The 13,641-nt window shown below is 64.9% G+C and carries 16 protein-coding genes; 5 read left to right on the plus strand and 11 right to left on the minus strand.

Annotation, left to right across the window (positions count from 1 at the left end; translation table 11 throughout):
• The first annotated feature begins 269 nt into the window (after positions 1–269).
• From ABVF28_RS15545 to ABVF28_RS15555, 3 genes are all read left to right on the plus strand, one after another.
• Positions 270–932, plus strand: coding sequence for a recombinase family protein (locus ABVF28_RS15545; RefSeq protein WP_371031186.1), 663 nt, complete (start codon positions 270–272; stop codon positions 930–932).
• Between the two features lie 483 nt (positions 933–1,415).
• A complete protein-coding gene (locus ABVF28_RS15550; RefSeq protein ID WP_371031187.1) occupies positions 1,416–2,291 on the plus strand; it encodes a hypothetical protein in 876 nt (291 codons plus the stop codon).
• Positions 2,291–2,758, plus strand: coding sequence for a hypothetical protein (locus tag ABVF28_RS15555; RefSeq protein ID WP_371031188.1), 468 nt, complete (start codon positions 2,291–2,293; stop codon positions 2,756–2,758). Before ABVF28_RS15550 ends, ABVF28_RS15555 begins: the two co-directional genes overlap by 1 nt.
• Before the next feature lie 108 nt (positions 2,759–2,866).
• Here ABVF28_RS15555 and ABVF28_RS15560 read toward each other — a convergent pair whose 3' ends face one another.
• The 7 genes from ABVF28_RS15560 to arsB all read right to left on the minus strand — a co-directional run bounded on the left by ABVF28_RS15560 (position 2,867) and on the right by arsB (position 7,761).
• Positions 2,867–3,064 carry a hypothetical protein gene (locus ABVF28_RS15560; protein WP_371031189.1) on the minus strand — a complete coding sequence of 66 codons (198 nt, stop codon included), beginning with the start codon at positions 3,062–3,064 and terminating at the stop codon, positions 2,867–2,869.
• A 41-nt stretch (positions 3,065–3,105) separates the two neighbouring features.
• Positions 3,106–3,405 carry a glutaredoxin family protein gene (locus ABVF28_RS15565; protein ID WP_371031190.1) on the minus strand — a complete coding sequence of 100 codons (300 nt, stop codon included), beginning with the start codon at positions 3,403–3,405 and terminating at the stop codon, positions 3,106–3,108.
• Positions 3,374–4,042 carry an SOS response-associated peptidase gene (locus tag ABVF28_RS15570; protein WP_371031191.1) on the minus strand — a complete coding sequence of 223 codons (669 nt, stop codon included), beginning with the start codon at positions 4,040–4,042 and terminating at the stop codon, positions 3,374–3,376. Before ABVF28_RS15570 ends, ABVF28_RS15565 begins: the two co-directional genes overlap by 32 nt.
• An 80-nt stretch (positions 4,043–4,122) precedes the next feature.
• Positions 4,123–5,502 carry an FAD-dependent oxidoreductase gene (locus ABVF28_RS15575; protein WP_371031192.1) on the minus strand — a complete coding sequence of 460 codons (1,380 nt, stop codon included), beginning with the start codon at positions 5,500–5,502 and terminating at the stop codon, positions 4,123–4,125.
• A 15-nt stretch (positions 5,503–5,517) separates the two neighbouring features.
• Complete coding sequence (locus ABVF28_RS15580; protein ID WP_371031193.1) at positions 5,518–6,207, minus strand: arsenate reductase ArsC; 690 nt, start codon at positions 6,205–6,207, stop codon at positions 5,518–5,520.
• Between the two features lie 6 nt (positions 6,208–6,213).
• Positions 6,214–6,624, minus strand: a complete 411-nt coding sequence (locus ABVF28_RS15585) for an arsenate reductase ArsC (RefSeq protein ID WP_371031194.1) — start codon at positions 6,622–6,624, stop codon at positions 6,214–6,216.
• A gap of 42 nt (positions 6,625–6,666) precedes the next feature.
• On the minus strand, positions 6,667–7,761 hold the full coding sequence (gene arsB / locus ABVF28_RS15590) for an ACR3 family arsenite efflux transporter (protein WP_371031195.1): 1,095 nt from the start codon (positions 7,759–7,761) through the stop codon (positions 6,667–6,669).
• 100 nt (positions 7,762–7,861) lie between these two features.
• On the opposite strand from arsB, the gene ABVF28_RS15595 reads away from it, so the two are divergent.
• Together ABVF28_RS15595 and ABVF28_RS15600 are read left to right on the plus strand one after the other, a co-directional pair.
• Entirely contained in the window at positions 7,862–8,233 is a 372-nt protein-coding gene (locus ABVF28_RS15595) for an ArsR/SmtB family transcription factor (protein ID WP_371031196.1), read from the plus strand.
• Positions 8,230–8,637, plus strand: coding sequence for a low molecular weight phosphatase family protein (locus tag ABVF28_RS15600; protein ID WP_371031197.1), 408 nt, complete (start codon positions 8,230–8,232; stop codon positions 8,635–8,637). The genes ABVF28_RS15595 and ABVF28_RS15600 overlap by 4 nt, the downstream gene beginning before the upstream one ends.
• Before the next feature lie 18 nt (positions 8,638–8,655).
• Here ABVF28_RS15600 and ABVF28_RS15605 read toward each other — a convergent pair whose 3' ends face one another.
• The 4 genes from ABVF28_RS15605 to ABVF28_RS15620 form a co-directional block, all read right to left on the minus strand.
• Positions 8,656–10,086, minus strand: coding sequence for a hypothetical protein (locus tag ABVF28_RS15605; RefSeq protein ID WP_371031198.1), 1,431 nt, complete (start codon positions 10,084–10,086; stop codon positions 8,656–8,658).
• 4 nt (positions 10,087–10,090) lie between these two features.
• On the minus strand, positions 10,091–10,429 hold the full coding sequence (locus ABVF28_RS15610; RefSeq protein ID WP_371031199.1) for a helix-turn-helix domain-containing protein: 339 nt from the start codon (positions 10,427–10,429) through the stop codon (positions 10,091–10,093).
• Positions 10,426–11,532 carry a tyrosine-type recombinase/integrase gene (locus ABVF28_RS15615; protein ID WP_371031200.1) on the minus strand — a complete coding sequence of 369 codons (1,107 nt, stop codon included), beginning with the start codon at positions 11,530–11,532 and terminating at the stop codon, positions 10,426–10,428. The genes ABVF28_RS15610 and ABVF28_RS15615 overlap by 4 nt, the downstream gene beginning before the upstream one ends.
• A gap of 302 nt (positions 11,533–11,834) precedes the next feature.
• Positions 11,835–13,619, minus strand: a complete 1,785-nt coding sequence (locus ABVF28_RS15620; protein WP_371031201.1) for a hypothetical protein — start codon at positions 13,617–13,619, stop codon at positions 11,835–11,837.
• Positions 13,620–13,641: the final 22 nt, after the last annotated feature.

Here is a 13,641-nt window from a genome sequence, read left to right on the forward strand (position 1 = left end):
AAGTCGCGACAGAACTCAACCAGCGGCCACGCAAAACCCTCGGCGGCAGAACCCCTGCCGCCGCCCTCGAAGAGCTACTCTCGAACCCACCAAGACCAGGTGTTGCGACGACCGGCTGACACCACCCTAGGGTTTCGCGCCGTCTCATGTGTGCGGCAAAATCGGGGGAGCGATGCCCGAGATTCCGGGGCTCGCCGTTCGCATAACTATGTATCAGAACTAGGCCGCTAGAGTCGCGTCTTCGACGTTGGTTTTGCGACAGGAGAATCGTGCCCAAACTGATCGGCTATGCCCGAGTCTCGACCCGCCACCAGGACACCGACCGGCAAGAGGTTGATCTGAAGTCCGCTGGGGTGCGCGCTGACGATCTCTACGTCGACCGGGGGGCATCGGGGGCGCATGCGTCGCGTCCAGCGTTAGACGCAGCCCTACGGGCTCTGGAGGACGGTGACACGCTCGTGGTGCCGACCCTCGACCGCTTGGGCCGTTCGACCGGCAACATGCTGGAGCTCGCGCAGCAGTTGCGCGAAGCTGGTGTCGCGCTGCGGGTACTGAACCTCGGTGGGGGAGACGTGGACACGTCCACCCCGATGGGCTCCATGGTCTTCACCGTCATGTCTGCCCTCGCGCAAATGGAACTCGAAGTGAAACACGAACGGGTGCTCGACTCCGTGAGCAAGCGAAGAGCTGCCGGGGCCGACCTCGGCGGGCGACCCCGGAAAATCACCGACAGCCAGCTACGCAACGCCGCACACCTGGTCGCGGCCGACGTACCCGTGGCGGAGGTCGCCCGCAACCTCGGCATCTCGCGCGCGACGTTGTACCGCCGTCTGCAAAACGTGACGCCCCCGGCTGCGGACCCGCCGCAAGTTGCTGGAAGCGCGCACCCTCCAACCCTCCACGGGCTGACCGCCCCGATCAATCGCCCGTAGTTCGTCGACGTATCCAACCATCTGACTGTTCGCGAGACATCGCACCACCCGCGACCAGCAGACTCCCGCGCGAAGTCCAGGCTGACCCAAAAACCAGCGCCTACTACGACCAGAGGAAGCGCGCCGACTTGAAACCCGCGAGCCGTGCCAGGCACCCTGACGGTGTACCCACGAGGTCCTATCAACAACGATCACAAGTAGCAACGCATGAACCATGCCCCACGAGTCTCGATGATGGATCGAGAACAGGCGTCCACGAACAAAAACACGAATTTGGTCTCCTCGTAGACGATTTCGCAAGACCAACTGAAGGCGTCAAAAAAATTCACTTGCCTCTGCATCATTCACTGGGTACTCTCCAAACAGGAACGTTACCTAGCCAACCGGCACCTTGCGCGTCGAACACAGGTTCATTGACCGCGCCACCCTGAGGCTCACTGACGTCCAAATCTTCACCTGAATACTGAGCCGAATAGGAAGTTCGTGTATTTCCACACCCTCTTGGGAGTTATCTCTGTCGCTGCGTTGTCATTAGGGGGTGGAACGGTCACATTGGACACGCCGACCAATCCCGAACCAATTGTAAACTGGATTGAGACATCAGAAGACACACTCGGTGACGTTATTGCGAGGGCCATCGAGGAATCGAATCCTGATCTAGTTGCAGCTGAACTCGAGATCCTTGGGTCCGCTGGAGTAGCCGACAGTGAAAGCCTCACAGGCTTGAACGACCTCAGTGAAGCGCAGTTGGATACCGCCGTTGCCGCCGTTGCCGCCGGAGACGCGATGCCCGACTACCTGGAACAGGTCGGTCCAGCCTCAGATTCTGGCGCTACCCCTGGTGCGTTCAAAACCGGCGCAAGTAGCAATCGCTCTCGGGATACTACTCCTTTCATTCAAGGAGCCATCAACAACGGTTTTTCATACGAAACGACGGACTACATCCGCCGAGGTGTCGTCCAGGCGACCGGAGCGATAAAATGGACAGATCGCATTGACGTCCGAGTGGTAACTGATCCATCAGCGAAGTCAACGAAGTTCACGAGCCACTTGTCATATTTTCCTAGTACGAGATACTTTAACGATGGTAAAGGCGTGATCTATAACATCTGGAAAGGTGTACGACCGGGGACAGGGAGCGTAAAGATCGCAGCCGAAATCCTGGAGAACCCCAAGCTGGGCGCCACGGTGAAGACCTTAACCCATTCACAGTCCGTCCGCGGTGGTACCTACTATATTGATATCGGCGTGTATGCGATGCATCGAGACCGCGGCGAAGTAACTCCGACGTATTATTCGAGTGGGCAGCTGACCGGGGTTGCCCGATGCGAATCGGATACGAACGTGTGCAAGTTCTAATGGACGACACCGAGAGCGAGTTCGACCACAGACTCACTGATCCGACGCTACCCAACGAAATAGCTCTTTCGGTTGTTTCCGCGGGGAGCATTGGGCAGTGCATTACCCTCGCTGCGAATCCGAACTTATCGGCTGAAGCGCAAGCAAGGTTGGCGGATCATACAGAGGAAGTCGTCGCCGAATCGCTGCTGCTTAATCAAACGATCTCGCCCGCGTCGGTGTCGAAACTGCTCGCGCGATGGAAGGTTCAACCCGAGCTCGCGAATCAGGCAAAACACCACGTCAATGCCCCAGATTCGATTAAGGTCACGCTCGAGGTCGGCACGATGACTTGGGCAAGCTTGGATCGGTTCCTGGAGAATCAAGGGGCTACTTCAGGCGAACGTAAAACTCTGGCAACGTACATGGGCACCGAAGAGTCTGGGACGCTTGGCGAAGTCTGGGCGCGGATTCGGGCTTTAGCGTGAGCAGTCGCCCGGGGAGGGGTGGCCTGTACCTCACGGATCATCGCAACTACCTGACCACGAGCTACGACCGACTGCCGCGTGGCGCGTGGATGGCGAACTGAGCGGTGGTTATCCGAGCTCGTCGATGAGCTCGGTCGCGGTAGCCGCGACGCTCTGGAAGTGATCGCGTTCCGCGGTGGTGTTGCCCTCGCGCTGCGCCTGGTCGAAAGCGTCGCTCGCGTAGTCCTGGAGCGCGTTGACCAGGATCGCGTATCGGTCGCCGTCTGTGAGATCGAGCGTCACGATGTGGGTCTGCTGCTCAGCCATGCTCGCAGTCTTGCACCTGCCGCCGACAATCGTGCCCGCGCCTACTGGCGGCGACTCAGCCGGTCGATGTGGTCGGGTCGGAATCCCGACCAGTGGTCGTCGTCTTCGACGACCACGACGGGCGCTTCCGAGTAGCCGAGCTCATCCATGATGTAGCTGCGCGCGGCCGCGTTCTCGTCCAGGGTGACGTCGACCTCGACGAACGCGACCCCTTTGGCGGCCATGGCCTTCTTGGTGAGCTTGCACCGCACGCAGCTCTCCCCGGTCGTGTAAACCCGCACTGCCTCGTCCACGTCGCCTCGATGCTCGTTAGAGCGTGATGGGTTCGATGAGACTGGCATCGGTGCGGTCGAGCTTTCGCACGTTGTTGACGACTCGAGAAACTGGCCGTGTGGTGATCGTCGCGGCAACGGCGGCCGACGTCTCCTCGAGCTCGTGCAGCATCGCGTCTTTGTCGTCGAGCTTCTCGGCGCTGATCCAGCGGTCGAACATCTCGGGTTCGAGGAATACGGGCATGCGGTCGTGAATCTCTCCGGACGCGTCCCGCGCTTCGCGGGTGATGATCGTGAACGTGGATCGCCATTCGTCGTGCTCGTCCTTATACGCGGCGTGCAGCCCAGCGGCGGCGAGCGCGGGTGCGGGGGAGGAGATGAAGTACGGCTGCTTGCCGTCTTCCACTTCTTCCCACTCGTAGTAGCCGCTCATCGGCACGATGCAGCGGCTCCCCGCGAACGCGCCACGAAACAGGCCGTTCGTGGCCACCGTCTCCAGTCGCGCGTTGATGCGGGGCGGGCCGCCGGCCTTTGCCCAGGACGGCCGCAGCCCCCACTTGGCGAGCTCGAACTCGCGCTCGCCGTCGTGCTGGCGCAGGATCGGCGCGGAGTTCGTGGGAGCGATGCTGTAGGCGGGCTGCCACTCGAACTCACCGCCAGCGTCGAATTCAAACAGCAGATCGGTGCTGGTACTGGTACCAAGCAATATTCGGTGAGTATTACTCCCGCCTTCGAGAACCGAATCCGTGAATTCTGCGCTTGGTGTACGTCGCACGAGGTCTCCGACTAGGCGCAGCAGCCAGACGCTGACACTGCTTGCCCGCCAGCGCTGACTAGCTCTGCTTCGCCGCAGTTCGCGCCGTCAAGCTCCTCGGGCGTACTCATGGAGCACACGCCGGTTTCCGGGAGCACGAGGGTCACGAGGCGGGCTTGCTCGTGGTTGCCGGCGAGCTCGTCCGCGATGGAGCGCACCTGTTCGTATCCGGTGAGGAGCAGGAAAGTGGGTGCGCGGCCGTAGCTCTTCATACCGGCGATGTAGAAGCCGGGTTCAGGGTGGGAGAGCTCGTCCACGCCGTGGGGGTAGACGGTGCCGCAGGAGTGCGCGTTCGGGTCGATGAGGGGTGCCAGCGCGCGGGGCGCTTCCACCACGGGATCGAGGTCGAGGCGGAGCTCGCGCAGCATGTCGAGGTTGGTGCGGAACCCGGTCGCGTTCACGATCACGTCGACGTCAACCGATTCCGAAGCTCCGGCGCGGAGCCCGGTGACGCGCACGCCGCCGTCCTCCGTGGGTGCGAGGGCGTCGATCTCGAAGCGGTCGAGGAGCTGCACCTGCCCGGAGGTGACGAGCGCGCGGGTGGCCCCACCGAGCTCGCCTCGTGCGGCGAGCTCGTCATTCGCGGACCCGTACACGCGGGTGGGCTGCTTCCCACGAACCGCCCAGAAGATCTGCGTGTCCGGTTCGTGCTTGGCGAGGGAGGCGAGCTTCGACAGGGTGTTCGCGGCGGAGTGGCCGGCACCAACCACGAGGACTCGTTTGCCCGCGAACCTGGCGCGGTCGTGTCCGAGCACATCGGGGAGTGCGTGGCTGAGGTGCTCGCGCACCTGGTCCGCGTCGATGGGATCGAGCCCGCTGGCGCCGATAGCGTTGCTGGTCTCGAAGGTGCCGGACGCGTCGATGACGGCACGAGCGAGCGTTTCCGTGGTCCCTGCTGCGGATGCGGTGCGGAGTACGAAGGGGGTGCGTTCGCGTCCGAGGGTGCGGGTGCGGTCCATGCCGCGGCGGGTGACGGCGAGTACCCGGTGCTGGTAGTGGATGCGGTCCGCGAGGGCCGCGACGGCAGCAAGGGGGCGCAGGTAGTCGTCCACGAGCTGCTGCCCGGTGGGGAGCGTCTTGGCTGGTGGTGCTTCCCAGTCGGCGGCATCGAGGAGGCGGGCGGCGGCTTCGTCGACGAGGTACTCCCACGGGGAGAACAAGCGCGTGTGCCCCCACTTGGTGACCGCGCTTCCCGCGTGCTCGCCCGCTTCGAACACGACCACCTCCTGCCCTCGCTCCAGCAGCTGCGCTGCGGCGGCGAGACCGATGGGTCCCGCGCCGATGATCGCGACCGGCAACGCATTGAGCGCAGTTGCTGGTGCTGTTGCGGGGAGGGCTGGGGAGGTGATCATGGGTGGCTCCTTGGGTTAGTGGACGGGTGTTGCGGCCGCGTCGAGTTCGGTGGGGGTGACGCCGAGGCTGGCGAGCAGCTCGGTGATGTGTGTGTGGAGCTGGTCGCGGATCGCGCGCACCTCGTCGACCCCGAGGCCGGATGGGTCGGTGAGGTTCCAGTCCTGGTACTGCTTGCCGGGGTACACGGGGCACGCGTCGCCGCAGCCCATGGTGATCACGACGTCGGCGGCCTGCACGACGTCGTCGGTGAGGGGTTTCGGGAACTCCTGGCGGAGGTCGAGCCCGAGCTCCGCCATCGCGGCGACCGCTTCCGGGTGGAGGGTCTTCGCGGGCGCGGAGCCCGCGGAGCGCACGTGCACCTGGTGACCGGCGAGGGCCTGGGTAAGGACGGCGGCCATCTGCGAGCGGCCCGCGTTCTGCTCGCACAGGAACAGGATCTCCGGCACGGGGCGGGCGATGTCGCCCTTGGCCTGCGCGAGCGCCGTGAGGCGGTCTTTCGCGAACCGAGTCGTGTTGGTGACCAGGTGCGCTTTCACCGTGGAGGTGCGCAGCAGGGCGGCGTAGGACTCGAGGACGTAGCGTTCGATGGTTTCCGGGGTGAAGATGCCGGTGAATTGCTCGGATAGCTCGCCCGCGAGGCGCTGGAGGGAGGCTTCCGGGTAGCTGAGGCCGGGCAGTCCACGGCGCTGGCTGAGATCGGTCATGGCCGGTTATGCCTGCTCGGGAAGCAGGTCAGCGATGAGAGCCTGTACGCGCTGCTTGATGTCGTCGCGGATGGGGCGCACGGCGTCGATGCCCTGGCCTGCGGGGTCGTCGAGTTTCCAGTCCTCGTAGCGTTTGCCGGGGTAGAAGGGGCAGGCGTCGCCGCAGCCCATGGTGATGACGACGTCGGAGGCCTGCACGGCTTCCGTGGTGAGCACCTTCGGGGTGTTGCCGGCGATGTCGATGCCTTCTTCGGCCATGGCCTGCACGGCGACGGGGTTGATCTGGTCTTTCGGCTCGCTCCCCGCGGAGAGCACCTGGACGCGTCCTTCGGAGAGGGCGGTGAGGTAGCCGGCGGCCATCTGGGAGCGGCCGGCGTTGTGCACACAGACGAACAGCACGGAAGGTTTCGTGGACATCAAAGGGCCTTTCTGAGCGGAGGGAAGTGGGTGGAGCGGGTTTTAGGCGAGGGTGGAGGTCGACGCGGCAGGCGCGGGCAGGGGTGTCTTGGTGGGGAAGAGTCGTGGGCGCAGCCAGAGGGCCACGTAGACGAGCGCCACCAGCACGGGCACCTCGATGAGCGGGCCGACGATGCCCGCGAGGGCCTGTCCGCTGGTCGCACCAAACGTGCCGATGGCGACGGCGATCGCGAGCTCGAAGTTGTTGCCCGCCGCCGTGAACGCGAGGGTCGTGGTGCGCTCGTAGCCGAGGCCGACGAGCTTCCCGAGCCCGAAGCCCAGGAGGAACGTAACCGCGAAGTAGATCAGCAGCGGCAGCGCGATGCGGGCGACATCCCAGGGGCGGTCGATGACCTGCTGCCCCTGGAGAGCGAAGAGCATGACGATGGTGAACAGCAGCCCATACAGCGCGAACGGGCCCACCTTGGGGAGGAACCGCGACTCGTACCAGTCGCGCCCTTTGGTGGATTCCCCGATGCGGCGCGACAGGTAGCCGGCGAGCAGTGGGATGCCGAGGAACACGAGCACGCTCAGCGTGATGGCCCAGAACGAGAAGTCCGCGCTGGTCGTCGGCAGCCCCAGCCAGGAGGGCAGCAGTTGCAGGTAGAACCAGCCGAGCGCCCCGAACATGATGACCTGGAACACGGAGTTCACGGCCACGAGGAACGCGGCCGCTTCCCGGTCTCCGCAGGCGAGGTCGTTCCAGATCAGCACCATCGCGATGCAGCGAGCAAGCCCCACGATGATGAGCCCGGTCCGGTACTCGGGCAGATCCGGTAGCAGCAGCCAGGCGAGGGCGAACATGAGCGCAGGTCCGACAAGCCAGTTCATGACGAGCGAGGAGATCAGCAGCTTCCGGTCTCCGGCGACGGCCCGTGCATCCGAGTAGCGGACCTTTGCGAGAACCGGGTACATCATCACCAGCAGTCCGATGGCGATGGGCACGCTCACGGAGCCGATCTCGAACGCGTGCAGCGCCTCGCCGACCGCGGGCACGAACACCGCCAGGGCGAGACCGAGCGCCATTGCCGCGATGATCCAGACCGGCAGGAACCGGTCCGTGGTGCCGAGCTTGACGGGCGGGGTGACAGCACTCATGGAGCTCCAAACAGATATTGATCTCGGTCGATATTGATGCGGATCGATACGAGTATGGCTAGGGTATCGATGACTGTCAATTTCCTTGGAGGACGTTCAGATGTCGTTCACGCAACTCCTGCCGCTCACCGACGTGACCGCGTGCTGCGAGCCCCTCACCGACGAGGCGATCTCCGCGGAGAACGCCGAGAAGCTGGCCCGCACCCTTAAGGTCATCGCGGACCCGGCCCGGCTGCGGCTCATCTCGATGATCGCCGCGCAGGAGAAGGCTGAGGCGTGCGCGTGCGACCTCACCGAGCCGCTCGGACTCGGGCAGCCCACCGTGTCCCACCACCTGAAGATCCTGGTCGAGGCCGGCATCCTCTCCCGCGAGAAGCGCGGCTCGTGGGCCTACTTCAGTCTCGTCCCCGGCGCGCTCGACTCACTCGCAGCTCTGCTCACCAGCAACGACCTCACCGGAGCGAACCGATGACCACCAGTCCCCGCAACATCGTGTTCGTCTGCCAGAAGAACGGCGGCAAGTCGCAGATGGCGGCGGCCCTCATGCGCGCCATCGCCGGCCCCGAGGTGCACGTCACGTCCGCAGGCACCAAACCCGGCGCTGCCCTCAATCAGCAGTCCGTCGATTCGCTCGCCGAGATCGGCGTGAGCGTCGGAGACGAGCATCCGAAACAGCTCACCCCGGAGATGATCGACGCGGCCGACCTCATCGTCGTCCTCGGCGCAGAAGCGCGCGTGCCAGAGACTGGTGGTGTGGAGATCGAAACCTGGATCACTGACGAACCCTCCGAGCGCGGCATCGAAGGCATGGACCGCATGCGCCTCGTCCGCGACGACATCCGCGCCCGCGTAGAAGTGCTGCACCGCCGCCTCTGACGCTCGGGCACATGCAGCTTAGTTCCGCCGCAGTTCCGGGTAATCTCGCCAGGTGCCACCCGATGCAACGCTGCGTGCATGTGCCGTCTGCGTGCTGATGCCAATCACATCGGAAAGCACCCGGGCGGGCACTGTCTGTGACAGCAAGACGAGCCGGGATGTGCGAAGTGCACGCACGCGCAAGCCAGCGCGCGTGAGTAGGCCGATACCCGTGCCGGCCGCGAGATGTTGTCCTGGCACGATGCCAGGGAAGAGCCACTCATTCGCGAGCGGGTGATAACTTTGGCGCGTTCGGAGCTGCTCGAGGTGTGCCTCGAGCAGCTCTGAGATGCTCGTCGGCAGACGGACTCGAGTCGTAGCGAACCTGATCCACAATCGCCCCTCTGACTGTTCTACGTCATTGAGGCGGAGATCCACACTGGATCGAATGGGCTGCGCGTAGACGATCGCGAACAACGCGAGCAGACGCCCGACCGGTGACAGCACCACGTCCGCCAGCACTCGTTCGGCAAGCTCCGCCAGCGCTTCGTCCGACATGGTCGCCGGGTGCGCCGCACTGCGCACTCGTGACACCTCAACTTTCGTGCAGAGCCCAGCCCGGGCCGCCCACGCGAGGAATTGCCGTAGCTCATCGCGGCTGGAGGCCGCCGCGAAGTATCGATCAATGACTGCCTGATCCAGTGTCGACAGCTGCAGATGCTGTCCGTGCAGCCATGTCAGGAAAGCAGCGATCGTGCGGGCACCTCGCAAGCGGTTCGCGAACATGCCCGTTGTTACGGGTTTGGCCTGTTTTCGGAGGCGAGGGAGCGTATGCCATTGGTGGTAGCGCTGGATCAAGCGTGCATGCTCGACGGGGATCGTGGTCAGAAACCGCGCCAGCGCAAGCTCGAGCTCGTTCAGAAAGACGTCGATCTCGGGGAGTACGTTTGCGCTGATGAGGAGTCGACGAAAGTAACGGGTTCTCATGCTCAACGGGAGCTCGTCGAGCGTCGTGTGAGCTATCGGGAGTTGACCGACGGCCATGCCACGGAGAGTGGCCGTGATGGGTTCACGCTTCAACCAGCGCACCGCGTTCCGCGGATCCTTGACCGCGAGCAGATAGTCGCGGAGTGGTCGCAGGCGCATGTGCACGGTACCCGTTCCATCGTCAAGGAGGTCCGCGAGTCGTTCGGAGAGCCGACAACTTCCGCACTGCGAGCCAGTGAGCTGCTGGTGGCTGCCGCAGTCTTTGCAGCCGAAGCGGTCGATGCGTCCCACGCACGCGGCGCAGACGCGCGCCCCGACCTTGTCGAGATACGCCAGCACGCGAATCTCGGCGCATCCGGGGCATCGGGCCGGGTTCCGGCGTAACCCGCTGTAGCAGGCGTTGCAGATCCGGCCCCCGAGCAACTGGTAGCGGCTGATCACGTCTCGGTGGCAGTTGTCGCACCGGTCCGCCCATGTCGCCACGGTTCTACGCCTTGGGTGGACGCTGGATCCGAGCCGGCACAGGCTTCAGCTCACGCTGGACCACAGACGAGGCCACCGACTCGTTGACCACGCTCCGCTCCCGCGCCGCCGCGACGTCCGGGATCTCGATGAGGTCATTCGGTGCGCAGCCGAAGATGCGACACAGCGCGACGAGGACAGTCATGCTGAGCCGCTCCGGGGCTTTCGTCACCAGCCGGTACACCTGCTCACGCGACAGGTTGACGCCGTGCTCACGCAACGGCGCGACGAGATCCGTGGTCTGGAACATGCCGTTGCCCGCCATGAGCGTGCGCAGATTCCACTGGATGGCGGGGCTGGTCATGAGTCGTCTCCATAGATACGTCGAAGGGCAACCGCGAGAACGCGGTTCTTGAAGTCATCGCCGACCGAGGTGTAGATCGCCGTCGTCGACGCGTAGGCATGCCCGACCTGGTCCTGCACGAAGCGCTCGGCGTACCCCCACTCGATCAGGCTCGTCACGTACGAGTGTCGCAACGCGTGCACGGTCAGCTCAGAGGGCAGGCTCAAATGGTCTCGAAGCTCGGCGAAACGGAAATCGAGATACCTCAACGACACTCGAGTGCCCCGTTCGGTCGGCCAGAGCGCATCAGAGCGCGAAGGTCCATAGAGCGCTCGATCCTCGTCGATCCACTGCCGAAGACCCTCGACTGCCCAATCGAATTCCGGGACTGCCAGGACCGTGCGCCGTTTTGGCCCGGAGCCGCGGGAGGCCTTGCCCCACCTCACGTAGACAGCGCCGCACTGTCCGAATCTCGGAGCTCCTGGACTTGATCTGACGTCCGCCAGGTCCAGGCCGGCGGCTTCGCGTCGGCGCAGCCCGAAGGCGTAGACGGTCTTGAAGAGGACGGCATCACGCAGTGCAGAGAGCGCTCCCTTACGCCCAGCGCGCTGGATTGCCGCCACTCGCTCATCCGCGGCCTCAAAGAACAGCTCGAGCTCGTCGTACGTCAACGCTCGCCGCTGTGGCCGCCCCTCATATTCGACGATGTGCGCAAGCGTGTTCCACTCATGGCAGATCTGAACGGGAGGCTCCCCGAATCTCTCTACGCACTCAGCAGCCCACGGGTAGCGGGCGTCGGTGATGAAGTCGCAGAACGCGCGCACAACGACCTGATAGCCGCGCAATGTCGATTTCGTCACCGGCCGCGCCCCCGATGCCAGCTCCACGCTGAACGCCTCGAGATCTTCCGGCGTCCACGCCCATGGGTACGCATCCGCGAACTCACGCAGGCGACGGATCATCGCAGCACGAGAGGTGATCGTCGACTGAGCGAGCCCACGACTCACTTGCTGGTCACCCCACCCCGCCAGCATGCCGTCAAACACGAACCGTTCCTGGTTCAAGGGCACAACGTTGGCATCCAGCCTCACTGGAAACCCACGAGGAGTGTGCTGCTCGCTCACCCGCCAAGTGTTGCATCAGATTCAACAATGATGCAAGCGTGGAAGCTGATGGCACTCCAAGCACCCAGATCAGATGGACCCGTTTCGCACCAATACGCCCCGACGGCCGCCATTTCGACGCAGGCGGCACAATCCGGAACTCGACCCTTCCAAGAATCCGCTCGAGTTATGGCACGCCGACCTCAGGAAACCTGCAATTCCGCGGAACGTGAGAAACGAATAATGCTCAGTCTCTTCGCGATGACGTATCGGCCGCACATGTCGTCAGCGTAGAGCTCAGAAGTTCGATTCGGTCGAGAGATTCACGCGGCCCGCAGCGCTGGAGCGTCGACGGTGCCAGCCCGCACGAGCGCGAGCGCAGCTCGGTGGTCGCCTCGACCCTCTCTGCGGGGGTATCTCGGATAGTCCGGCCGGTCGCTGACTCTGAGCAGCTGCGCGGCTGTGGGGGAGCGGCGTCGACGGCGTTGCTTCCCTCGCCTCGACATCCACTGCACCTCCGCCTGCCACCAGGCCCAGCAGTGCTGTTCGTCGGCGTAGCGGGCTCGACGAACTGCGAGGTGCCCCGCGACCTTGAGGGTTTGCGCCACGACGTCAACGGAGCTGCTTTCTTCCCGAGTCCAACCGTGCTCGGTCCTGGATAGGAGGCCATGCAGGTGGAGGGCACGGAGGGATCGCCGGGTGCGGGTGGCGTCGAGGCCGGTACTGCGGGTGAGCTCGTCGACGGTGAGCACGGAGCCTTCATCGACGTGTTTGTAGACGAGTCCTACAGTGCGGCCCAAGCTGCGAGGAGCGGCGAAAGTGTCGTGCGCGAGCGTCTGGAGGTTCTTCGCAAGCCGGGCGATGTGCTGGCTTCGAGCATGCAGGGGGGAGGCCGCGGCGGGGCGTGCACGCACTTGTGTCCGGTTACCAACTCCTGCCCCTGTGGAGAACTTCTGGGAGAGGCGGTAGCGCTGCGCGTGGGCGCCCTCCGGGGTTCCCTCGCGGACGATCCAGGCCGACTCGGGGGAGGCTTCGTCGGTCGGGGTGGCGAGGCGGCGCAGCGCCTCGTGCACAGTGGTGCGGCCGTAGCCGGTGTCGGCGGAGATGCGGCGCACGTCGGCCTCGACCGTGAGCTGCGCGGCCTGGGCCATGTAGAGGCAGAGGGCGTCGAGCACAGCGCGGGTGCTGTGCGTGCCCGTGCGGGACCGCTTCGAGGAGGAGGCGCGGTCGCCGCCCCAGAGACCGGGCATCGCGTCCGCGCGCTCCTGTGCCGCGTCGACGGCCTCGACGGTGGCCGCGCAGCGGGTGAGGAAGTCTTCGTCGCTGCCATCGCCCGTGGAGGGGTTCGCGGCCACGTAGGTCACCGCGTGCCGCCAGGCGGACGCGAGCGCGCGTTCCCTGCCCTGTGGTGTGCGGGGGATGCGGTGGCCGTGCTTGTGGCGCTGCGAGCGCACGTGCTCGAACGCGGGCGCATCGTCCACGAGCTCGCGCACATCGCTGAGGGTCCAGCGGGCGTTCGCGCAGCCCGCCAGAACCGTGGCGAGCGAGAGGGAAGCGTCATCGCCTGGGGGAGTGTCGAGCACCAGGCGCACGCGCGAGCTCAGGGATCGCTTCGTGCCAGCGATATGGGGGTGACCGTCAGCGTCGACGACCATGCCCTTGGTCAGGGAGGTGACCGGGGCGAGCTCTTCAGCTCCCAGGTCCATGAGGAACGCTCGGAGCTCCCGCAGTTGATCCGGTGTCACCGATGGGTCCAGGAGCGCATCGATCGGGCCGGCCGGCCGCGAGGAGTCACCGTTGCGGTGGGGGGATCCAGGGGGGCGTACGCAGCCCGTGCGCGGGTTGGTGAGGGGAGTGGGGTCCAGCGAGGGGAGCAGCTGCGCGGCGAGCTGCGCGAGCTCGCGCACCGTCTCGGCCGCGGCTGCCGTTTCGAGCGCAATCCAGACGTGGCGGCCACCATTCGGGCCGGATTCCGTGACCACGTGGTCGATACCGAGCTCGTTCAACCAGAGCGCGAGCTTCCCGGCGTCGTAGGCCGCATTGCCGCGGCCCGCGTCGAGGTCGAAGCACACGAACCGGTAGTCGCCGGCCTCGGTCGCGAGGTACATCGCCCAGGGACTCTGCGGCTGC

The sequence above is a fragment of the Pseudoclavibacter sp. JSM 162008 genome (assembly GCF_041366455.1).
Lineage (GTDB): Bacteria > Actinomycetota > Actinomycetes > Actinomycetales > Microbacteriaceae > Pseudoclavibacter.